General features: G+C 46.8%; 20 protein-coding genes. 18 read left to right on the top strand and 2 right to left on the bottom strand.

Annotated features, from left to right (window positions below):
• Positions 1–4 precede the first annotated feature (4 nt).
• Positions 5–1,459 carry a sensor histidine kinase gene (locus MCG98_RS02035; RefSeq protein ID WP_240300204.1) on the top strand — a complete coding sequence of 485 codons (1,455 nt, stop codon included), beginning with the start codon at positions 5–7 and terminating at the stop codon, positions 1,457–1,459.
• Positions 1,437–2,645 carry a response regulator gene (locus MCG98_RS02030; protein WP_240300203.1) on the top strand — a complete coding sequence of 403 codons (1,209 nt, stop codon included), beginning with the start codon at positions 1,437–1,439 and terminating at the stop codon, positions 2,643–2,645. The genes MCG98_RS02035 and MCG98_RS02030 overlap by 23 nt, the downstream gene beginning before the upstream one ends.
• Positions 2,646–2,685: 40 nt before the next feature.
• Here the strand turns inward: MCG98_RS02030 and MCG98_RS02025 are convergent, their stop codons facing one another.
• Complete coding sequence (locus MCG98_RS02025) at positions 2,686–3,402, bottom strand: MgtC/SapB family protein (protein WP_240300202.1); 717 nt, start codon at positions 3,400–3,402, stop codon at positions 2,686–2,688.
• Between the two features lie 359 nt (positions 3,403–3,761).
• On the opposite strand from MCG98_RS02025, the gene MCG98_RS02020 reads away from it, so the two are divergent.
• From MCG98_RS02020 to murF, 9 genes are all read left to right on the top strand, one after another.
• A complete protein-coding gene (locus MCG98_RS02020) occupies positions 3,762–4,889 on the top strand; it encodes an ABC transporter substrate-binding protein (protein ID WP_240300201.1) in 1,128 nt (375 codons plus the stop codon).
• A 76-nt stretch (positions 4,890–4,965) separates the two neighbouring features.
• Positions 4,966–6,666 carry an iron ABC transporter permease gene (locus MCG98_RS02015; RefSeq protein WP_240300200.1) on the top strand — a complete coding sequence of 567 codons (1,701 nt, stop codon included), beginning with the start codon at positions 4,966–4,968 and terminating at the stop codon, positions 6,664–6,666.
• Between the two features lie 21 nt (positions 6,667–6,687).
• Entirely contained in the window at positions 6,688–7,812 is a 1,125-nt protein-coding gene (locus MCG98_RS02010) for an ABC transporter ATP-binding protein (protein WP_240300199.1), read from the top strand.
• A 10-nt stretch (positions 7,813–7,822) separates the two neighbouring features.
• Entirely contained in the window at positions 7,823–8,695 is an 873-nt protein-coding gene (locus tag MCG98_RS02005; protein WP_240300198.1) for a sugar phosphate isomerase/epimerase family protein, read from the top strand.
• Between the two features lie 21 nt (positions 8,696–8,716).
• Positions 8,717–9,601 carry a PfkB family carbohydrate kinase gene (locus MCG98_RS02000; protein WP_240300197.1) on the top strand — a complete coding sequence of 295 codons (885 nt, stop codon included), beginning with the start codon at positions 8,717–8,719 and terminating at the stop codon, positions 9,599–9,601.
• Between the two features lie 250 nt (positions 9,602–9,851).
• Positions 9,852–11,144 carry an aminotransferase gene (locus MCG98_RS01995; protein WP_240300196.1) on the top strand — a complete coding sequence of 431 codons (1,293 nt, stop codon included), beginning with the start codon at positions 9,852–9,854 and terminating at the stop codon, positions 11,142–11,144.
• Positions 11,145–11,297: 153 nt separating this feature from the next.
• On the top strand, positions 11,298–12,689 hold the full coding sequence (locus MCG98_RS01990) for a L,D-transpeptidase family protein (protein WP_240300195.1): 1,392 nt from the start codon (positions 11,298–11,300) through the stop codon (positions 12,687–12,689).
• 44 nt (positions 12,690–12,733) lie between these two features.
• Positions 12,734–13,783 carry a D-alanine--D-alanine ligase gene (locus tag MCG98_RS01985; protein ID WP_345891704.1) on the top strand — a complete coding sequence of 350 codons (1,050 nt, stop codon included), beginning with the start codon at positions 12,734–12,736 and terminating at the stop codon, positions 13,781–13,783.
• Between the two features lies 1 nt (position 13,784).
• The gene (gene murF / locus MCG98_RS01980; protein WP_240300194.1) at positions 13,785–15,164 is read left to right on the top strand and encodes a UDP-N-acetylmuramoyl-tripeptide--D-alanyl-D-alanine ligase; all 1,380 of its coding nucleotides are present in this window, start codon (positions 13,785–13,787) and stop codon (positions 15,162–15,164) included.
• Here murF and MCG98_RS01975 read toward each other — a convergent pair.
• On the bottom strand, positions 15,153–15,893 hold the full coding sequence (locus tag MCG98_RS01975) for a lysophospholipid acyltransferase family protein (protein WP_240300193.1): 741 nt from the start codon (positions 15,891–15,893) through the stop codon (positions 15,153–15,155). The two genes, murF and MCG98_RS01975, sit on opposite strands and share 12 nt — an antisense overlap.
• A gap of 182 nt (positions 15,894–16,075) precedes the next feature.
• Here MCG98_RS01975 and MCG98_RS01970 point away from each other — a divergent pair, with 182 nt between their 5' ends.
• The 7 genes from MCG98_RS01970 to MCG98_RS01940 all read left to right on the top strand — a co-directional run bounded on the left by MCG98_RS01970 (position 16,076) and on the right by MCG98_RS01940 (position 22,981).
• Positions 16,076–16,483 (top strand): protease complex subunit PrcB family protein, encoded by a 408-nt coding sequence (locus tag MCG98_RS01970; protein ID WP_240300192.1) that lies wholly within the window; start codon positions 16,076–16,078, stop codon positions 16,481–16,483.
• Between the two features lie 67 nt (positions 16,484–16,550).
• Positions 16,551–18,113, top strand: a complete 1,563-nt coding sequence (locus tag MCG98_RS01965) for an SPOCS domain-containing protein (RefSeq protein WP_240300191.1) — start codon at positions 16,551–16,553, stop codon at positions 18,111–18,113.
• Between the two features lie 82 nt (positions 18,114–18,195).
• On the top strand, positions 18,196–19,068 hold the full coding sequence (gene ispE, locus MCG98_RS01960) for a 4-(cytidine 5'-diphospho)-2-C-methyl-D-erythritol kinase (RefSeq protein ID WP_240300190.1): 873 nt from the start codon (positions 18,196–18,198) through the stop codon (positions 19,066–19,068).
• Positions 19,065–19,739, top strand: a complete 675-nt coding sequence (locus tag MCG98_RS01955; protein WP_240300189.1) for a GntR family transcriptional regulator — start codon at positions 19,065–19,067, stop codon at positions 19,737–19,739. The genes ispE and MCG98_RS01955 overlap by 4 nt, the downstream gene beginning before the upstream one ends.
• Before the next feature lie 72 nt (positions 19,740–19,811).
• Positions 19,812–21,320 (top strand): spore germination protein, encoded by a 1,509-nt coding sequence (locus tag MCG98_RS01950; protein WP_240300188.1) that lies wholly within the window; start codon positions 19,812–19,814, stop codon positions 21,318–21,320.
• A complete protein-coding gene (locus tag MCG98_RS01945; RefSeq protein WP_240300187.1) occupies positions 21,321–22,367 on the top strand; it encodes a GerAB/ArcD/ProY family transporter in 1,047 nt (348 codons plus the stop codon). It begins immediately after the preceding gene.
• A complete protein-coding gene (locus tag MCG98_RS01940) occupies positions 22,364–22,981 on the top strand; it encodes a hypothetical protein (RefSeq protein WP_240300186.1) in 618 nt (205 codons plus the stop codon). Before MCG98_RS01945 ends, MCG98_RS01940 begins: the two co-directional genes overlap by 4 nt.
• The last annotated feature ends 24 nt before the right edge of the window (positions 22,982–23,005 follow it).

The raw sequence follows: 23,005 nt of genomic DNA, 5'->3' as shown, positions 1-23,005 counted from the left end.
AAGAATGAGAAAGCACGTCATAAAGAAGGAAGACAAAAGGATCGGGATCAAAGCTTTTTTTGAAAAATCACACAGAGTCTATCTGGTCATCACGGTGGTACCGGTCATCATTTTAGTCGCTCTTATCTTCTATATAGCGATGAAATATAATCAGCTGAGCGTGGAGATTGAAAATGCTGTGGAACAGCATGACCGTATCAAAGAAGATTTAATGAGTGAGCTGTGGGATCTTATTTCCAATAAAATCACACTGGAGGAAAGTACTCATGAGTTCATCATCAGCGATGTCAGCAGAAACCTGGAGAAGCTGGATGAAAATACACACATTATTGCTGCCCAGCGTGCACTTGATACGTTAAAAATATATGTGGCGCAGCTGGAACAACAGATTATGGAAGGAGATGCCGTGTCTTATAATGAGCATACCTATGACGAGATCGTGAATGTATCAGACCTGGTATGCAATATGCTGGAGGAGTATATCATCACCAGTGAGACTTCTACGATATCGCTGCTCAACAGCAGGATGAAATATATCGCTCTCGTCGTGACCATGTGGATGTGTTCTGTGCTTGCTTATTTTATTGTTTTTGTCACAAAAGATTTCCGGTCTACGCAGAACAGTATCGACAAGTCTATTTTGGCACTCAATGAGATGACGTCGCAGATTGCCAGGGGGAATCTGAAAGTACGGCTGAGGGACAGTGGAATCGTTGAATTTGAATCTTTGACGGACAGCTTAAATTCTATGGCGGATCAGCTTGACAAGCTGATTGACTACCGTATCCAGGTACGGGGGGAAATACAGAAAGCAGAGATGAGGGCTCTGCAGGCGCAGATCACTCCACATTTTATTTACAATACGCTGGAGACAGCTGTGTGGCTGGCTGAGGAGGAGCGAAATGAGGAGGTTGTGAAAGTCATCATGGCGTTTACAACCTTTTTGCGGATTTCTTTAATTGAAGGTGATTATATTCCTGTGCGCAAGGAAATCGAACATATTGAGAATTATCTGGAGATACAGAATATCAGGTATTATGATATTCTGACATACGAGATTCAGGTCGATCCTGGATTGAATCAGTATCGTATTTTAAAACAGCTATTACAGCCCCTGGTAGAAAACAGCCTTTACCACGGAATAAAAGAAAAGCGTTCTACGGGGAAAGGTCTGATACGGATTTCAGGTGCTGATAACCATAATGGTACGATGACATTTACGGTCGAGGACAATGGAGGGGGAATGCAGCCGGAAAGACTGGAGGCGCTTCGGCAGAAACTGGAAAAATCGCATCGTGATAAAGAAGACAGTATCGGACTTTTAAATGTAAATAAACGAATACAGCTATATTACAACAGTGACGGTCTGAAAGTGGAAAGTATATTGGGGAGTGGTACCAGAGTTTATTTCACGATACCCTGTGAGGAGAACGAGTATGAAACGTATATTTATCATTGACGATGAGGCGATCATGAGAAGCGGTCTGTGCAAGGCAATTGAAAAGAAACCGGATCTTTACACGGTGTGCGGGGAGGCGTCGGATGGAGAGATGGCGCTGGCGCAGCTGCTGGAGCTGCGGCCGGATATTATCATCTCTGATATCTGTATGCCGTTCATGGATGGGATCGATTTATCCACACACATTAAGAAGATACTGCCGTTTGTGCACATTGTGATCATCAGCGGATATGATCAGTTCGAATATGCCCAGCGGTGTATTTCCATAGGTGTGGACTGCTATCTGCTAAAGCCTCTTGACTCGGCGAGACTGCTGGAAGTTTTGTCTGAGGTCAGCAGAAGGATAGACGAGGAGAAACACAAGTTCCAGGACTTGAAGCAGATGAAAGAGCAGATTGATTTTGAGTCGGATATGCTGCGTGAGAGTTTTCTGAACCATTTGCTGATAGGCGACCTGCCGCTCAACAGTATTCTGGAACTGGCACAGAAATATGAAATCGATATTATTGCCCGGAAATACATTGTGCTCTACCTGAAGCTTGCGGATACAGTGAATGAGGAGCTGCTGCAGATCAGGTTTTTGATTGCCAACACACTATGCAACAGAAATGATATCATATGGTTTCTCAGCGGCACCAATCAGTTTATTGCGATCGTCAAAGGTTCCTCGGAGGAAGAAGTACTGGAGAACGCATACGGAACATCACAGACGTTGCAGCATGAACTGTATAAAAAGCTCAACAAGAAGTACGCGGTACAGATCGGAACAATAGTCGGCCGTCTCGGCAGCCTGTCCCAGTCCTACAACGACGCATATCACAACACGACACAGCAGAATACGGCAGCCTCCTATTCCGAAGAGGTACAGCATGCGATGCAATACATCAATGACCATTATATGGATTCTTCCCTGACACTGTTTCGGGTTGCATCGGAGGTTGGATTTTCGCCGAGTCATTTCAGTACCATTTTTTCCCGGGAGGTTGGAAAAACATTGATCGATTATCTGACGGGTTTTCGGATAGAGCGGGCAAAAGAACTGCTGGAAAACAACTCATCCATTCTGGATGTAGCAGAAAAAGCCGGGTACAGCGATGCAAAATATTTTGGATATGTGTTTAAAAGAACAGTGGGCTTAAGCCCGCGTGAATTTAGAAATAAATATGCAGGCAGCCAACAGCAGTAAAAAGCAGCCTCCCCCGGGTTAACCCGGGGGAGGCTGCTTTTTACTGCCTGGAGATCGACCGAATCCATTCTTCAGAATCGAGCAATTCCAACGTCTGGTCCAGAGACAACGGATCAGAGGACTTTATTAAAAGCTGCAGGTTCATGGTACCGTCTTCGTTCTTTGAGATCTTGCAGACTGTAACCTTCCTGTGTTCTTCTTTAAGACGCTGCATCAATCCATTGCGTAAGTCGATGGAATTCTGCATGACAATACCGATTTCGTAAGCTGACGCATCCCCTGCAATATGTACTCTGTGCAAAATGATCTGCAGTATAATCACAAGCACTGTTGTAAAGAGGCCAACATAATACATGCCGGATCCTATCGCCAGACCGATGGCGGAGGTGACCCAGAAGCCTGCTGCAGTTGTCAGACCTTTAATGGAATCTCCTTTTTTCAATAATACTCCCGCCCCAAGAAAACTGATCCCGCTTACGACCTGTGCGGCGATACGTGCAGGGTCAGCACCGCGGGTTCCGGAAAAAAATCCGCCGGATGCGTCGCCAAGATCTGCAAAGGAATATTTGGAGACGATCATCATCACGGCGGCAGTGCAGGCGATGATACAGTGTGTGCGGACTCCCGCCTGCTTAAAACGGGAAGTGCGCTCGAATCCGATCGCCGCACCGCAGAGACATGCAACAAAAATGCGGGCGAAAAAGGCGACTTCCTGTGAAATAGAAATGACTTCATTCAGGTGTTGAGCGTAAAACATTCTTTCCACATCCTTTCTGGTGAAATGTTGTACAGCTAAACACAGGATCGCAGGGGGCACAATGATAATGTAATATTAGAACTACTTGTCATTATACCTTAAACCACAGGAAAATCAATCAGATAAAATACGGAATTATTTCGAAATAAAACGGTAAAATACTACAGACATGGAAAAAATCAGAATGTTTTTTGGTTTTATTAAAAATGACGATATGATATATTTTGTGCAAGCTAAAACACAGCCATTTTAGACAAAAGAACACAGATAGAATGGGAGGAATGGGGAAAAAGTACCAATGATAATGAGAGGAATCTGTTAAACATTCTACGAAAAAAGAAAAAATGGAGGAAAACCGTATGAAGAAAGCAGAGTGGAAATCAATTCTGGCAGGCGTATTGTGTGTAATGTTACTTTCTATGACAGCCTGTTCATCAGGAAAGGAGGATACGACTGAAAAGCAGGGCAGTTCCGAAGCAGCAGAAGAGAACAAAGATACCGCATCCAAAGATGCAAAAAAAGTAAACAGCTCTACATCATTGACAATGTATACATCCTATAATGAGGAACAGGCTTCTGTTATTTTTGATGCATTTGAGGCTGATACCGGAATCCATGTGGATTATGTGCAGCTGGCATCCAGTGAGACATTTACCAGACTTCTGGCGGAGAAGGACAATCCGCAGGTGTCCATGGTCTTCTGCAGCGACGCGGAACTCTTTTTGTCTGTTAAGGATGACGATCTGTTTATTCAGTACGAGACGCCAAATCTGGAGTATATGGATGAAGCTTACTACAAAAAAGCGGAAGGCTATTATACCCCGTATTTTGTAGGTGTCACCGCATTTGCAGTAAATACGGAATGGTTTGAGGCAAACAATCTGGACTACCCGGAAACCTGGGAAGATCTGCTTAAGCCGGAATTCAAAGACCAGATCGTCTTTGCACATCCGTCGTCATCGGGCACTGCTTATATGTACCTTTCCACCCTGTGTCAGATGTGGGGAGAGGACAAGGCGTTTGATTATCTGAAAAAGCTGGATGGAAATATCCGCCATTACACAAAATCCGGTACAGCCGGACCGACGGAGGTTGCGCTCGGTGAGGCGGCAATCGCTCTGACTATGACACATGATGGTTTGAAACCTACTGCACAGGGATATCCTGTGGAAGTTATTGCACCGGAGGATGGTGCGGGACTGAACATCGGCTCCATGGGCATCGTCAAAGGAGGGCCGGAAGAAGAAGTGGAAAATGCCAAAGTGTTTGTTGACTGGATGACTTCTGTCCGGGGACAGGAGACCCTGATTGACGCAGGTACTTTTTGTATCCCGGTTAATTCAAAGGCAGCTGTGACGGAAGGTCTGACTCCTCTGAGTGAATTAAATGTGATTGATTATGATCAGATCTGGAGCGGTGAAAATAAAACCAGACTGATCGAACGTTTCATGGATGAGGTTGATAACGCAGACAATATGGTTTCATAACACTATGAAATGGAGCCGATCCTAAAAGGTTGGCTCCATATTTAAAGAATCAGCCAATTTACAAAGGGGTAACTGTATGAAAAAAAATAAATCTTCTAATTTTAAAATGCTCCTTCGACAACCTGCACTTTTGCTGACTATTATTCTTATCTTTGTTTTTCTTGGATTATTTGTGGTATTTCCACTTTATAACATATTCAAGATGAGCATTGTGAATGAGGACGGGGTGTTCAGCCTTGCCTATTTTTGGAAAATGTTATCGACAAGTGCTTACATCGAAGCGTTTAAGAATTCCATGGTCCTGGGATTGATCGTGGCTTTGATCTCTTCAGTCGTTGGATACATATTTGCCTTTGCCATGATACGGACGGAGATGCCGGGTAAACGGTTCTTTAAGATGATCGGCACCATTCCGATTATCGCTCCGCCCTTCGTGCTTTCGCTTGCGATGATCTTTTTATTTGGGCGTCAGGGTATTATTTCAAAGGGGTTATTTGGAATTCTGGATTCAGAGATTTTCGGTTTAAAAAGTCTGATCATTGTACAGGCGCTGTCCTTCTTTCCGGTTGCCTATATGACAATGCAGGGGATTCTGGAATCTCTCGATGCATCGGTGGAAGATGCCGCGTGCAATATGGGTGCAGGCAGAGGACGCACTTTCTGGACAGTGACACTGCCGCTTACCGCACCCGGTATTATAAGTTCTTTTCTTTTAGTGTTCATTCAGTCACTGGAAGATTTTGCAAACCCGGCAGTTCTGGGCGGAAAATTTACGACGCTCGCCATCGCTGTCTACAATCAGGTATCAGGCATGTACGATTTTCACAGCGGTGCAGTGCTGTCGGTGATGCTCCTGGTCCCGACCATACTTGCGTTCTTCATACAGAGCGTCTGGATCAGCAAGAAGTCTTTTGTCACAGTGACGGGAAAACCGACCCAGGTGCGCAGAAAAATCAGTGAGAAACACATTGTATGGCCGTTGTTTGTCTTTTGCGCTTTGCTGACGGCTCTGATCATACTGATGTATGGAACGGTGCTCCTGGGAGGATTTGTAAAGACATGGGGCGTGGACTTTAATCTGACAGTTGAACATTTCCAGTATATTATCAAGACCAGCTGGGATTCTGTAAAGAATTCAGTTGTCCTGGCGACTTACGCGGCGCCCATTGCGGGTGTGCTTGGGATTGCCATTGCATTTCTGGTTGTCACGAAGAAATTTCCGGGCAGGAGGCTTATGGAATTCATCTCCATGCTGACTTTTGCGCTGCCTGGTACGGTACTCGGCATCAGCTATATTATGTCATTTAACAATGAACCATTCTTGCTGACCGGAACAGGCCTGATCCTGGTTGTTGTGTTTGTGCTCAGGAATATGCCGGTGAGTATCGAGGCGGGAAAAACGACGCTGCTGCAGATCGATCCATGTATCGAGGAGGCGTCCACCATACTGGGGGCGGATTCCGGTTACACCTTTCGGAGAGTGACACTGCCGCTGCTCAGTCAGCCGTTCCGTTCCGGCCTGGTATATGCATTTGTGCGCTCTGTGACAGCGATCAGTTCGGTTATGTTCCTGATTTCACCAAAATGGAATCTGATCACGGCGAGGGTCTACAACGCGTTCAGCAACAGTCAGTACAGCAGGGCTGCGGCGATGGTCACAGTCATGATCGTGTTTATACTTGCAGCCATAGGGGTGATCAACGTGATCGTAAATATCATATTCAAGCCGAGATACCTGCGTGGACAGCGGAAAGTAAAAATGACGAAGACGATGTGAGAGGCGAAGGAGGTTAAAATAATGAGTGTTAATCCGGCAAAAGATTTCAGCAAAAATTCAAATGGTGTTATCTTGAAGAACATTACCAAAAAGTTTGTTTCTCATGATAATAATCAGGAGTTTTTTACGGCAGTAGACAATGTGGACCTGGAGATCAAAGACGGTGAGATGGTGACGCTTCTCGGACCGTCCGGATGCGGCAAAACAACGACGCTGCGCATGATCTCCGGTTTTGAGATACCGACTTCGGGCGAAATTTTTATCGGTGACCGCCCGGTTGCCAATGTTCCTCCGAATAAACGGGATATTTCCATGGTATTTCAGTCATATGCGCTGTTTCCGCATATGAAGGTGTACAACAATATCTGCTATGGGCTTAAGGTAAAGAAAGTGCCCAAAACAGAGATCGCCAGAAGAATGGAAAAAATTCTGGATCTGATGCAGATAAAGGAGCTGGCAGACCGCTATCCGAATCAGCTGTCCGGTGGCCAGCAGCAGCGTGTGGCGCTGGCGCGTGCAGTCGTTATTGAGCCGAGTGTTCTGCTGTTTGATGAGCCGCTGTCGAATCTCGACGCGAAACTCAGAGAGACAATGCGAGATGAGCTCAGAGCCATTCAGAAACGGCTTGGGATAACCAGTCTGTACGTAACGCATGACCAGGCGGAGGCGATGGCGATCTCCGATAAAGTTGTGATTATGAAGGATGGCGTGATCTCTCAGGTTGGGACGCCGCAGGAGATCTATGAATATCCGCAGGATTCTTTCGTGGCAAACTTTATCGGCAAGGCAAACTATATCCCATGTATCTTAAAAAGCCGGGATGCAGACGGGTCTGCCCATGTGAAGATCGGTGAGATTCCCTGTACAATACCGAATCCCGGGGCGATGAAAAACGTGGAAGATGGCAAAGAATGTTTGTTGTCGGTACGTCCTGAGTCGGTCCGCCTGGTTGACGGGGGCAGGGGCCCCATCACGGGGAACATCATAAGGATAACGTATTTTGGATATAAGGTTGAGTATGTGGTCGATATCTCCGGAAATACGGTTACGGTTGAACTGTACAACCCGCAGCTGGCAAAGAGCTTTGATGACGGACAGGAAGTCACACTGGATTTGGATCTGGAATGTATTCGTATAGTAAAGTGAGGGAATGAGAATGAGAGAATACTGTGTGGGAGTCAATCTGCCGCCGTCGGTCCGTCTGGAGAATCTGGACGGATACCTGCGGACGATTGAAGAAAATGGGTTTAATGCCTGTGAATTGAATTTATCAACGTACCCCTTTATGATGGGCGGCAACTTGATTCCGTGTGTGGCAGAGTATGTCAGGGAGATATTTGCAGGGCATCCTCTGACTTATACGGCGCATGGGGCGTACGGACTGGACCTGCGGAACCCGGATAAGTGGGAACTGCGGAAAAAGGTGTTGTTTGCGTCGATCGATCTGTGCAGCAGTCTTGGATGTACGCTGCTGAATATCCATAATGAGGAGGACAGCAAAAAGAGCAGTGTGGAAAGACTGTTCAGAACCGTGGTTAAGGATGCGGCAGAATATGCGAAAGAACGCGGGGTATCGCTGGTACTGGAGAATATTGAGATTGAAAATGTTTACCGTACGATTGACATGGTGGAATCGATCGATCATGACAATCTCGGCATGAATCTGGATCTGGGACATTTGTTTTTATCATCGCAGTACTATGGATATGATTATCTGAAAGCGGTAACAGACAGTCTTCCACGTCTCAGGCACCTGCATATCCATGACAATATGGGTGAATTTGAAGCGATGCGGCTTACAGATTTCAATATGTATAAAACACTGGATAAAAAAGAACGGATGGTTTTTTCAAGCGGTGATATGCATACGGCACCGTTCTGGGGGAAGGCGCCGCTTCAGGAGGCCATAAAGGCGATCAAACATTCCGGTTATCAGGGAGTATGGCTGTGCGAGTATTACAGCGACCTGTTTGCACCGTTTAACACACAGATATGCCAAAGCGTAAGAAATTGTATAGAACAGGCATAACGATTTAGAGAGGTGAGGATAATGAAAAAATACGATAACTATGTAATCGGGCAAATACAGGTGGATTATGACGAATATCCGGACGGAACGGTGAAGACATTGATCGGCGGCCCGTTTATGTTTACGGCATACGCCGCCATATCGAGCGGAAGACATGTGAGTGGTGTGTGTAAGATTGCAGAGAAGGATGCGTATCTGGCTCAGGCGGTTTACATCCACGATCTGACAGTTTTGCCAAGCAAAGAGACGACGTCACTTCATGTTATCTATCACAGTGAGGACCGGGAGCGCAGGTCAACGGTATTGAAAGGAATCGCAGACCCGGTCACGACAGATGATATTCCAGATGACATTGAGTCGGATGTGTATCAACTTGCAGGTGTGATGAGGGGGCAGGTGGACAATGATTTGTTTGAATATCTGTCAAAGCGCGGAAAGCTGGCATGTGATCTGCAGGGATTTCTCAGGTGTCCCGAAGGCGAGACTCTGGCTTACCGGGACTGGGAGGAAAAGAAAAAATATCTCCCCTATGTTACGTACCTGAAACTCGATGCGATGGAAGCCGAAATCACAACGGGACTGACGGACAGAAGAGAGGCGGCAAAATTAATTCACTCATGGGGAGCGAAAGAGGTTCTGATCACCCATAATTCGGAGGCACTGGTCTATGACGGGCAGAAATTTTACGCCTGCCCGCTGAGACCCAGAAACTTATCGGGCAGATCGGGTCGTGGCGACAGCACCTTTGGAAGTTACATAACGGAGCGCAGCCAGAGGACGATAGAGGAATCTCTGGTGTATGCGAGTGCCCTGGTATCCCTGAAGATGGAGACTTACGGGGCGTTCAGGCAGACAAGACATGATGTGGAGGAGTATATAAAACAGTTTTATGCAGAATACTGCTGACAGGAGCGCTGGTTTTTTGCATCTCATATAGAGGAAGATTGCAGGATTACCCTGCATACAGGCCTGGAACAAGAAGGAAATCCAGCGAAAATGAAGGAAACAGGACAATAAATTGCATAATAGATGGTAAAAAGCCATGATATTTCAGGCGTTTTTAATAAAAATGAAGGATGTGCTTGACATTACGTCAATTGCCTCATAAAATAACATTTAATGAGCTAAAGAGCAAAGGATAAGCGAGGAGGCGCGTATGAAAGCATATAATCAGATGAGCAGAGAAGAACTGCTTGCATTAAAAAAGGAACTGGAACTGAAATATGAGGACGTGAAAGGAAAAGGGCTGAAGCTGGATATGTCCCGGGGAAAACCGGCAAAGGCGCAGCTTGATATCAGCAATGGTATGATGGATGTCCTCTCAAGTGATTCTGATATGGTCTGTGAAGCAGGCGTTGACTGCCGTAATTACGGCGTACTGGAGGGTATTCCGGAAGCAAGAAAACTGCTGGCGGATATGTCTGAAGTACCGGAAAAAAACATTTTGATTTATGGAAACTCCAGCCTGAGTATTATGTTTGATACGGTTGCACGTTCCATGACAAAAGGTGTGATGGGCTGTACGCCGTGGGCGAAACTGGATAACGTAAAATTTCTGTGTCCGGTTCCCGGGTATGACAGACATTTTGCAGTGACGGAATATTTTGGAATTGAAATGGTAAATGTACCGATGCTGCCGACGGGACCGGATATGGATATCGTGGAAAAACTGGTGGCTGAGGATGAATCCGTCAAAGGTATCTGGTGTGTACCGAAATATCAGAACCCGATGGGTATTTCCTTCTCCGATGAGACGGTAAAGAGATTTGCCAATCTGAAACCGGCAGCAAAAGATTTCAGAATTTTCTGGGACAATGCGTACTCCATCCATCATCTTTATGATGAGCCTGAAAATCAGGATGTCATTCTGGAGCTTCTGACAGAATGTGAAAAAGCAGGAAACCCGGATATGGTATACAAATTTATTTCCACATCGAAAGTAAGCTTTCCCGGTTCCGGTATCGCAGCGCTTGCCGCATCCGAGGCAAACCTGGAGGAGGCAAAAAATTACATGTTCTATCAGACGATCGGACATGATAAACTAAATCAGCTGCGTCACGTCAGATTCTTCAAAGATATTGACGGAATGCGTCAGCATATGAAGAAACATGCAGCGATCATGCGCCCCAAATTCGAAGCGGTGATTGAAGTTCTGGAGCGTGAGCTTTCCGGTCTTCAGATCGGCTCATGGATCAAACCAAAAGGCGGATACTTTATCTCGTTTGATGCGTTGGAAGGATGTGCTAAAGCTATCGTTGCCAAAGCAAAAGAGGCAGGCCTCGTGATGACCGGTGCAGGTGCGACCTATCCATACCGCAACGATCCGAAAGACAGTAATATCCGGATTGCCCCGTCTTTCCCGACACCGGAGGAGCTTTCCGTTGCTGCTGATATCTTTGTACTGAGTGTAAAACTGGTGAGCATTGATAAAATACTAAATGAGAAATAATTGAAGATTTGAAAAAGTAAGGAGTTTTTGTGAATTCAAAAACTCCTTTTTTTAACCCTTTACCATCCATGAATTCGGTGTTACAATGATAGGGAAATTGTGACAGTTTGTCATCTGACAAGCGCAAAAAAACAGGGAAGTAAGGGAATTTAGATGAAAAATAAAAAGAGAGCCAGGAAAATCATTCTGGGTGTTTTAATCGGGTATATAGCGATCATGCTGATTGGCTATCTGGGAATCGCTTTTTATTATTCGAGTCATTTTTTTGAAGGGTCAACGATCAACGGAATTGACTGCAGCAACAAAACGGTTGATGAGGTCAAGGAAAGCATTATTGAAAAAATCAACGAGTATACGCTGAAAATAGAAGAGCGAGGAGGAAAGACCGAGACTATCATGGCACCGCAGGTGAAACTGAGTTATGTGGATGACAACCGTGTGGATGAACTGATGGACGAGCAGGAACAATATAAATGGCCGCTGTCTTTTTCCAGCAGCAAATCGTATGAGATGGCTGCCAACACAACGTTTGATGAGGAACTGGTAGATTCCGTAATGGATGACATGAGCTGTTTTCAGGAAGAAAACATCGAAAAACCTAAGAATGCATATATGCAGGAAAATGAAACGGGTTATGAGATCGTTCCGGAGGTGATGGGAAATGAGCTTGACCGCGATAAGGTAAGACAGGCGATAATCGATGCCATCAAAGCCGGAAAAACAACCATTTCACTGGAAGAACTGGACTGCTATACAGATCCTACGATTTACAGTGATAATGAAGCTCTTAATAAAGAAGTGGACAGCCTGAATAAAATGACGGCTGCCTCCATTACATATACCTTTGGATCGCGGACGGAAGTGGTAGACCGCACGCTGATCAAGGGCTGGCTGGTCAAGGGAGAAGACGGAACATATTCTCTGGACACAGACCAGGTTGCAGCTTATGTCAAAGAACTTGCATTGAAATATGATACATTCGGTCTGTCGCACCAGTTTACAAAACATGATGGCTCCACGATCACGCTGAAGGCAGGCGGTGATTATGGATGGTGCATCAACAAGACGGCGACGTCGGATGCGCTGGTGCAGGCGATCAACGACGGCGTCGTGGAAAGCCGTGAGCCAGTCTATCTGTATACTGCCAAGAGCCGTGAGGAAAATGACATCGGAGACACCTATGTTGAGATCAGCATTCAGGAACAGAGAATGTGGTGTTTCAAAGACGGGTCCCTGATCGTCGATACGCCGGTTGTAACAGGGAATGTATCCAAGGGATACGATACCCCTGCAGGCTGTGTCTGGGCGATCGATGCCAAGAAGCAGGATGCGATCCTGAAAGGAGAGGGATATGCGTCCCCGGTTACTTTCTGGCTGCCGTTCAACGGAAATGTAGGGATTCACGATGCGGACAGATGGCGCAGTGAATACGGCGGAGATATTTATCAGACAGGCGGTTCACACGGATGTGTAAATACGCCGTATGAAAATGCGGAAAAAATCTTTAATGCGGTGGAAATAGGGACACCTGTTATCGTATATTAAAGAAAGACATATTCTTATACATAAAGGAGCTAAGTTTGAAAAATATGATGAAAGTAGTTGTGTTGGCAGGGGGAATCAGCACGGAACGGGATGTATCCATAGTTTCGGGAACCATGGTCTGCAAAGCGTTGCGGGAAAGGGGCCACCGTGCAGTTTTACTGGATGTATATATCGGAAAAGAGCTGGATGAATCAGTGGATGCATTTCCGGATGATTACGATCTGGATGCAGATATCGCATACATTAAATCTTATAATAGTCGGATTGAAAAACTGAAAAGAGAAGAAAGAGATTTCTTCGGTCCTAATGTCCTGAAGCTGTGCCGGGAGGCGGATATTGTCTTTCTGGCGCTACACGGGGAAAACGGGGAAAATGGAAAGTTACAGGCGGCGTTTGACCTGTTCCATATCCGATATACCGGAAGCGGGTGTCTGAGCAGCGCACTTTCCATGGATAAGGGTCTGGCGAAAACCATTTTGCAGGATGGAGGAGTCCCGGTACCGGGTGGAATCGTGCTGAAAAAAGGAGAGTGCAGTACATTGCTCTCCGATTACGATATGGAATTTCCGGTTGTGGTGAAACCATGCTGCGGCGGTTCCAGTGTTGGCGTCTTTATCGTACATGACCAGGAATCCTACGAGAATGCGGTTGCCAGTGCGTTTGTATATGAAGATGAAATTGTGGTTGAAGATTATATCTGCGGAAGGGAATTTTCCGTAGGAGTGATAGAAGGCAGGGCGTATCCGGTCATTGAGATCGCGCCGGTCGAAGGATTTTATGATTATAAAAACAAGTACTCCGCAGGAGCAGCGGTGGAGACATGTCCTGCCGACCTGACAGAAGAACAGACAAGGCGGATGCAGGCGTACGCCAAAGAGGGAAGCCGCCTGCTGATGAACGAGGGTTACTCGAGACTGGATTTCCTGATGGATGAGGCGGGGGATATCTTCTGCCTTGAGGCTAATACCCTGCCGGGAATGACTCCGACCAGTCTGTTGCCACAGGAAGCGAAAGCAGTTGGAATTGACTTCCCTGAACTGTGTGAGCTTCTGATACAGTGTTCGCTGAAAAAATATGAAAAGAGTGTTGAATAATATGAAAAATCTCACATTGAAAAATATAGCGGCGGCATGCGGCGGTGTATTTCACGGAGATGCCGCGCTGCTGGGACAGTGCGCAGAAAGTATTACGACAGACAGCCGGCAGGCAGAGCCCGGCTGTCTGTTTGTCCCAATAGCAGGAGCACGGGCAGACGGACATCATTATATCGGGCAGGTTATGGAAAAGGGCGCATTGTGCACTCTTTCTGAAAAAGAACTGCCGGATGCAGATTTTCCTTATATCCATGTGGAATCATCCCTGCAGTCGGTTAAAGACATTGCAGAATTTTATCTCAGACAGCTTGACATTCCAGTTGTCGGAATTTCAGGAAGTGTTGGGAAAACGAGCACGAAAGAAATGATCTCCTCGGTTCTTTCGCAGAAATATCATGTTTTAAAAACACAGGGGAATTTCAACAACGAGCTGGGTCTGCCGCTGACTGTTTTCAGAATCCGCGAGGAAGACCAGATTGCAGTTCTTGAGATGGGAATCAGTGATTTCGGGGAGATGAGCAGACTGGCGAAGATTGCAAGGCCGGATACCTGCGTACTCACGAATATTGGCTGGTGCCATCTGGAGAACCTGAAGACGAGAGACGGTATCATGAAGGCAAAGACGGAAATGTTTGAATTTATGCAGCCTGACGGTCACGTTGTCCTGAACGGTGATGATGATAAACTGGCACAGATTCAGGATGTGCGGGGGCATGCCCCGGTTTTCTTCGGGGTAGAAAAACAGGACGGTGTATATGCCGATGAGATTGAAAACTGCGGACTGAAAGGGATCAGCTGCAGGATTCATGTGGATGAAAAGCTCTCATTTCCGGTGAAGGTTCCCACGCCGGGTATCCATATGGTATATAATGCACTGGCAGCTGCCTGCGTCGGCAGGATCTATGGACTGACAGCAGAAGAGATCAAAACAGGGATTGAGAGTATGGAGACTTTAAGCGGTCGTTTCCACATCATAGAGTCCGATGACTATACCATTATCGATGACTGTTACAATGCGAACCCGGTATCGATGATGGCGTCTCTCGAGGTGCTGCAGCAGGGACTGGGGAGAAAAGTAGCCGTCCTCGGGGATATGGGAGAACTCGGTGACGATGAGGCAGCACTTCATGAACAGGTCGGGACCTTTGCAGGACAGTGCGATATCCAGCTGCTGATCTGCGCCGGCCCACTCTGTGAACATCTGGCGAAAGCCGCCAGGGAGCAGAACAAAGAGCTTAAAGTATTGCACTTTGCAGACCGAAAGATGCTTCAGGATGCATTGCCGGGACTTATAAAAAAGGGGGATACCCTGTTGATCAAGGCATCCCATTTCATGCAGTTCGATAAGATTGTAAAACAGTTCTCATCATCAGACGGCTGATTCATTTTTCCTGAGCGTATCCAGGATGATGTTTCGGGTATACTCCCCGATATGACGTGCATCCTCTTTGGAAAGCTCAGATGGTATAACAGGCTTTCCGTATTCAATGACAACGTGACACGGCCGGATCTTTGGAAAATGTGCTTCCATGATTTCGGCCGTGTTGTTCATTGCGACCGGAATGATCGGACAGTTGGTCTTTGTTGCCAGCTTGAAGCTTCCCTCATGAAACGGCAGCATATCAAGACAGCAGTCACCCCTGCTTCTCGTTCCCTCCGGGAAAATGAAGATGGAAATCCCATTTTTGATCTTTTCAATTCCCTTCAGAATCGTCTTTAATCCTTCTTTTAAATTCTCACGATCTAAAAACAGACAATGCAGATACATCATCCAGAAATTCAGAAGAGGGGCCTTCTTCATTTCTTTTTTTGCGACGAATCCGGTCAGATTGGGACAGCGCGAGTACGTCAGCAAAATGTCGAAATAACTGCGGTGATTACCGATGTAAAGCACCGGCCGATCCTTTGGTACATTCTCTTCTCCGATCACGGTGGTCTTTACACCGGCGACAAAAAGCATCAGGCGAAAAATGGCCTGAACGATTCGCAGTGAGCTGATATCCTTCGCGCGGGTATTAAATTTACCGATGATCCATTCGATGAGAAGAAGCGGAATGGAGAGAATCAGATAACAGACCAGGATGATGACGATTAGTATAAATCTCAGCATAAAAAGCCTCTTTCCAGGGATTTCTCTTTTGTATCCCATGTTATGTGGTTATTCAGGCAGGCTCATCTTCTCGTATGACCCGCCGTCCTGAACGGTTACGTAATATTATACAAAAAATAGAATGAACACGCAAGCTGTTTAATACACTATATGGAACTTAAAAATAGGACAGCTGACAGTATATGAAACGATTGAAACAGGTGCTTTGGGTACTGACTTTGTCTCTGGTCATCGCAGGATGCGGGATCCGGAATATGGATTCTGAGGAGGAGACGGAGCTTTCTTATACCGTAGTGAAAACAGATGAGATACCGGCGGAAGTTCTGGAGATCATAGAAAAGCAGAAGGCACAGGAATTTCAGATGACATACCAGAGTGAGGATTACCTTTATATCATGAAAGGGTATGGCCTGCAGAATTCCGGAGGGTACAGCATTAAAGTGTTGAGTCTCGTGCAGAAAGGAGAGGGGATTGTCTGTGAGACGCAGCTGGTTGGTCCATCCACCCGGGAGGAGATGAGTAAAGAGGTGTCATATCCGTATATTGTTCTGAAAACCGAATACCGTGACCTGCCTGTCCTTTTCCGTTGACGGGCCGTCATAAAACAGTCTCTGCACGCATAGAATAAAAGAAAACTGTGTAAAGTGAGGGAGCGTATTGGAACTGATAAAAAAGAATCTGCACATGCTTCGCCAGAAAAGTGAAGCCGTCAACCAGGTTACGTTTGATGAAGACTATAATGTACCGGATGCCAAGCCCGATGTGGGACGCATGATCCAGAAAAAAGGGGAGATCCAGATTGAAGAGGTTGTCGTCAGCGACGGCCAGGCCAAGATTCGGGGAAACCTGAGATTTTATCTTCTGTATGTATCGGATTCCGAAAAGAAGAGAATATACAGTCTGAGCGGAGATCTTCCGATCGATGAGACTCTGCATCTGCAGGGAATTGAAAGCGGAGATAAAATATGCCTGAAATGGGAGATCGAAGACTTAAGTCTTCATGTGATCAACAGCAGGAAATTGAATGTCAAAGCGCTGGTGACTTTCAGGGCATCGGTTGATGAACTTGCGCAGATCGGCCTGCCGACAGAATTAAAAGAACCTCAGGATGTATCGGTCAAGGAAAAGGGCATACAGGTGCTAGGGCTTGGTGTACATAAAAAAGATACCATGCGGTTGAAAAAGGAGATAGCGCTTGCCTCAAACAAACCGAATATCCATGAAATTCTGTGGAATGATATAGAAGTAAGAGGGCTTGATATCCGGGCGGGCCAGGATCAGGTATTTGTTAAGGGAGAGCTGTTTGTCTTTGCGCTGTATGGCGGCGATGACGACAATGATCCGCTGCAGTGGGTGGAACAGGCTATTCCGTTTTCCAAAGAAGTGGAATGCTCAGGATGCCGCGAGGATATGATACCGAATATTGAGATCTCCATGCAGCAGACAGATGCGCAGGTGAAGCCGGATGTGGATGGCGAAGAGCGCATCTTACAGGTAGAAGCAGTGCTCGAACTGGAGATAAAGATTTATAAAGAAGAAGAGCACACGCTGCTGCAGGATGTATATACACCTCACATCGACTGTGTCCCAAAACGGATCGAGGAGGTTCTTGAAAGTCTTCTCGTAAAAAATTATTCGAAATGCAGAGTATCTGACCGCGTGGCAGCAGCGTCAACACAGGGTAAAATCCTGCAGATCTGTCACAGCGACGGTATCATCCGGCTGGATGAGATGAAAATCGTGGAAGACGGCATTCAGGTGGACGGTGTGATACAGGTCAGAATACTGTATATCGTGAGTGATGATGATATGCCGTTCTATTCTATGGAATCCGTGATTCCCTTTTCTCATGTGGTGGAGGCGCGTAATATTGATGAAAACTGTATATACTACCTCCGAACGGACCTGGAGCAGCTTTCTACCAGCATGGCCGACAGCAATGAGATTGAGATCAAGGTGGTGCTGAACCTGAATGCACTGGTGCTCAGCTGCCAGAAAGAATCTCTGATCACTGACATCGAGGAACGGGAGATCGATTATACAAAGCGGAACAATATGCCGGGAATCACATGTTATCTGGTGCAGAGCGGAGATACGCTGTGGGATATCGCCAAGAACTTTTTTACAACAATTGATGAGATTAAAAATTTGAATCAGCTGGAAACCGACGAAATCATGCCTCAGGATACGTTGATATTGGTAAAAAAAGTCGAAGATTAAGATACTGGTTGACGAAAGCAAGGGGTATAGCCTATACTGTATACAAAATACAAGAGAAAAACACAGGATATTGGGAGAAACTATGCGGTTAAGAGCTTTGGCAAAGATTAATCTGGGACTTGACGTAGTCCGCAGGCGGGAGGACGGGTATCACGAAGTCCGGATGATCATGCAGACAATTAAAATGTATGATCAGCTGGACATGCAGAAAGTAAAACAGCCGGGGATACGGCTGCAGACAAATCTGCCATACCTTCCGGTCAATGAAAATAATCTGGTGTATAAGGCATCAAAGATTTTGATGGATGAGTTCGGTATCCGGGAAGGGCTTGCCATTGATCTGAAGAAAGTGATACCCGTTGCTGCCGGAATGGCCGGGGGGAGTTCGGACGCAGCAGCGGCGATGATGGGTGTTAACAAAATGTTTGGCCTTGGGCTGACCAGGCAGGAGCTGATGCTAAGGGCAACGGCGATCGGAGCGGATGTGCCTTACTGTATATTGAGGGGAACGGCGCTTGCCGAGGGAATTGGGGAAAAGCTGACGGAACTTTCACCAATGCCGCAGGGCTATGTGTTGATCGGAAAACCGGGGATCAATGTCTCCACCAAATTTGTCTATGGGAATCTGAATGCGGCAGGTCTTACCCGGCATCCGGATATCGACGGGATGATCGCCGCGCTTGCGGCACAGGATTTTTACGGTGTTGCCAGCCGTCTGGAAAACGTGCTGGAGACCGTGACGATACCGGCATATCCTGTGATAGCAGACATCAAACAGAAGATGAATGACTGGGGTGCTGTTAATTCTCTTATGAGCGGCAGCGGACCAACGGTATTCGGACTGTTTGACGACAGGGAAAAAGCGGAATATGCACACACGCGTCTGAAGAAGAGCAGACTGGTCCGGCAGTGCTTTTTGACGACGTTTTATAACAACGGAGGAAGACACGAATGACAAGTGATTTTCATGTGAGCATGAATGAATATCTGCCCCTTCGTGACGTCGTATTCAATACACTGAGGGATGCGATACTGCACGGGGAACTGCTGCCAGGGGAACGGCTGATGGAAATCACACTGGCAAACCGTCTCGGAGTCAGCAGGACACCGGTCAGAGAGGCGATCAGGAAACTGGAGCTGGAGGGGCTTGTCATCATGGTGCCTCGCAAAGGGGCGCAGGTGGCGCAGATTACAGAAAAAGACTTAAATGATGTGCTGGAAGTCCGGCTGGGGCTTGAAGAACTGGCAATGCAGTTTGCATGTGAACGGATTGATGAGGCGCAGCTGGAGCAGATCCGGGAAGCAGCGCTGGAGTTTGAGCAGGTGATGGAAAGTGACGACATCACTGCGCTGGCGCAGGCGGATGTGAAATTTCATGAATTGATCTATGCGGCGACAAAAAACAGGCGCCTGATACAGATTATTAATAATCTCAGGGAGCAGATGTACCGTTACCGCATCGAATATCTGAAAGACAGCACCGCCCGCCGGACACTTGTGAAGGAACACAGGGAAATCTATGAAGCCCTGAAAGAGAGGGACCATAAGAAAGCCAATGACTGTATGCGGGATCATATAGAGAACCAGCAGAAAGCGATCATAAAAAGTCTGCATCAAAGTGAATAAAATAAGCAGTAACGTATATCCTAAAAGAGGTGCCAGAGGGCATCTCTTTTCTGATTTCAAAGGAGGAGTGTTATGCAGAAGACAGCGACAGAAGCAACAACCCCGGTATCTTTGAACATCAAGGATAATCAGGAATATGTGCAGGAAAAATGCCAGGGATGCGACGATATTATTCAGAGACCGATGAAACTTGGAGAAGGAAAGAAAATCTCCTGCCTGGTTGTTTATATTGAAGTTGCAGTCAGCAATATGGCGCTTGAGGAATCTGTGATCGGTAAACTGATCAATAAACTGTGGACCGTTCCGGATCAGGAGATGTATGATTTTTTAAAAGACAACAGCCTGGGAATTTCTGATGTCAAGCAGCTTGACACTATGGAAGAAGCGATGAAAGCTATGCTCGCCGGAAATGCGGTGATGTTTGTGGATGGCTACGAAAAGGCGATTAAGATTGGGAGCAAAGGTTATCCGGGCATGGGCGTGATGAAAGCCGAGTCTGAAAAGGTTCTGCGCGGTTCCAATGAGGGTTTTTCCGATTCCGTAAAAATCAACACCTCACTGATTCGCAAGCGTGTGCGCAGCACCGGATTAAAGGTAAAAGAAATGCAGGTCGGTCTGCGTTCCGATACGATGACGGCGCTTGTATATATTGAGGACCTGATATATCCGCATCTGCTGGAAGAAATTGAGGAGCGGATAAGGCAGTATGAAATTGATGGAATACTGGAGAGCGGTATGCTGGAGCAGCTGACAGAAGAAAGATGGCTGTCATTATTTCCTCAGTTCCAGACGACTGAACGGCCGGACCGCGCGGCCATGGAGGTATTGAATGGAAGAATCATTCTTATCTGCGATAATTCCCCGGTTGCACTGATTCTGCCTACAACGCTGAACAGTTTTTTACAGGTCAGTGAGGACCGCTACAATCGTTTTGAAATCGTTTCATTTCAGCGTCTGATACGGTACGGAGCAGTGCTGCTGGCGATGCTGCTGTCCGGCATTTACCTTGCAGTCATCCGGTTTCACACGCAGGTGCTGCCGACCAATCTGCTTCTCTCTTTTGCGGAGGCCAGACATGGGGTTCCCTTTTCAAGTCTGGTGGAGGTCGTATTTATGGAACTGGCTTTCGAATTGATCCGGGAAGCAGGTGTGCGGATGCCTGGTCCGCTGGGCGGTACGATCGGTATCGTGGGAGGGCTTATCATAGGTGATGCGGCCGTCAGCGCTAATCTGGTCAGCCCGATGTCGGTTGTGATCGTCGCTTTGAGTGCACTCAGTTCTTTTGCGATTCCCAATGAGGAATTTTCGGCTCCGTTTCGTCTGCTGAAGTTTGGCTTTATTGTTCTGGGCGGTTACTTTGGAATATTTGGCATCGTCATGGGACTGTATATACTGACAGGGCACCTGGCAGGTCTTGTGAGCTTTGGAATACCTTATCTGATGCCATTTGTCGGATCTGACCTGACAGGGTATCATGACGAGAGGGACGCGCTGGTACGTGCGCCGTTTCGTATGCTGAAGCGGCGGCCGATCTTTTCGCGCAGAGACCAGAGAGTGCGGATGAAAAAGGAGGAGTCATAAGTGTTTTCGGATAATCATCGAATTTCAAGACGTCAGCTGGGACGTCAGCTGGCGCTTGGGCTTTCGGGTACATTTCTGCTTGTCATACCGAGGCTGCCGCAGCTGTATGGAGTATCTGGAATCATAAGCTGTGTGATAGGGCTTTTAGCACTCTGGGTCTATCTGTTCTTTATGGTACGCAATACTGCAACATCGAAAAGCCTGAGACAGAGGATGAGCCGGCCGGCATATATGGTTGTGTCTGTCTTCTTTCTGAGCTATCTGGTACTGAGCGGAGGATACCTCGTGCGCACAGTTGCAGGGATGATCAAGGCTTCGCTGGTAACGGAATACAGTGTCTGGGTGATTGCAGGGCTCTTGATATTGACGGCTGTGATCGGGACGGGCAGTGATATCCAGAGGCGTGCAAGGATCGGCGAGGTCAGTGCGCTACCTGTCATCGGCGGACTTTTTCTGCTTCTTGTGCTGGCTGCATTTCAGGGTGACGGCATTCCTTCTGAAATGATACAGAGAACAGATGCAGGTACGGTGCTGCGCGGAGCCTATGATTTTTTCTGTGCCTTTTCGATCACAGGAGTTATCCCTTTTTTGATGAGCAATGTAGAACGTCCGCAGGGGAGCGTAAAAGCGCTGTATATAGGCAGCGGAACAGCAGCAGTCCTGGCGGTGGGAGGTTTGTGTGTGATGCAGGCGGTATTCGGTGTCTATGGCATGCAGGAGAAAGAATTTCCTGTGACGGCTTTAATGTCCGCGGTATCTTTTCCGGGAAATTTTCTGGACCGTTTTGATATTATCTGGATGATATTTCTGCTGTTTGCACTTTTTTACGCGGTGGGCACCATATTGTTTTACAGTCATCACCTGGTGAATGACAGGGATAACCTTACGGTCCGTCTGATATTTGCAGTACTTGTTTTTGCGGCAGCATTTGTGGAGTGGAACGGCGGAAGTATTGATGATCTGTATCCGATGGCAGTCAGGTATTTATATATGCCGCTGTTTGTAATATTCGGACTTTTTGTTTGCAGGATCAGGAGGAAAGCATGAGACGTATTCGTTGTTTTGCGGTATTGCTGGTTATGCTGTGGACCATGTGGGGATGCGGCGGTGTTGAACCGGAAAAACGCGCATACCCGCTGGTCGTGAGTGTTGATATTCAGGACGGACAGTATCAGGTTATCTACGGGATGGCCAATCTTTCATTTTCCACAGGGCAGGATAAAAGCGGCGGAGATTCGGGTGAGAACGGCAATACAACACTTTTATTTACCGGAGAGGATATGCAGGAAATCCTCCGGATGTATAATCGGACGCAGGAAAGTTACCTTGATCTGGGACATGTACAGGTGTTTATTTTCGGAAAGAATCTGGTCGGTCAGCCGCGGGAGTTGGATCAGATTCTTCAATACCTCGAGAAACAGCCAATCCTGGGGGACGGAGCCAATGTATTTGTCAGCGAAGATCCGGAGCAGATTATGGAGTTAAACGGCAGCCGGGTAGAATCTCTTGGCACTTATCTGACGGGTATCTATGAAAACCGTCCGGATGACCGTAAAGATGAGATGGTGACCTTACAGGATATATACCGGGAATGGCACAGAGGAGGAAGTCTGACTCTGCCGGATCTGGATGTAAAAGAAGACTTTCCTGAGATTGTATAAGTATGAAACATGGAAAATATGACC

Source organism: Ruminococcus sp. OA3, from assembly GCF_022440845.1.
Lineage (GTDB): Bacteria > Bacillota > Clostridia > Lachnospirales > Lachnospiraceae > Ruminococcus_G.
This window is presented reverse-complemented; position numbering and strand designations above follow the sequence as displayed.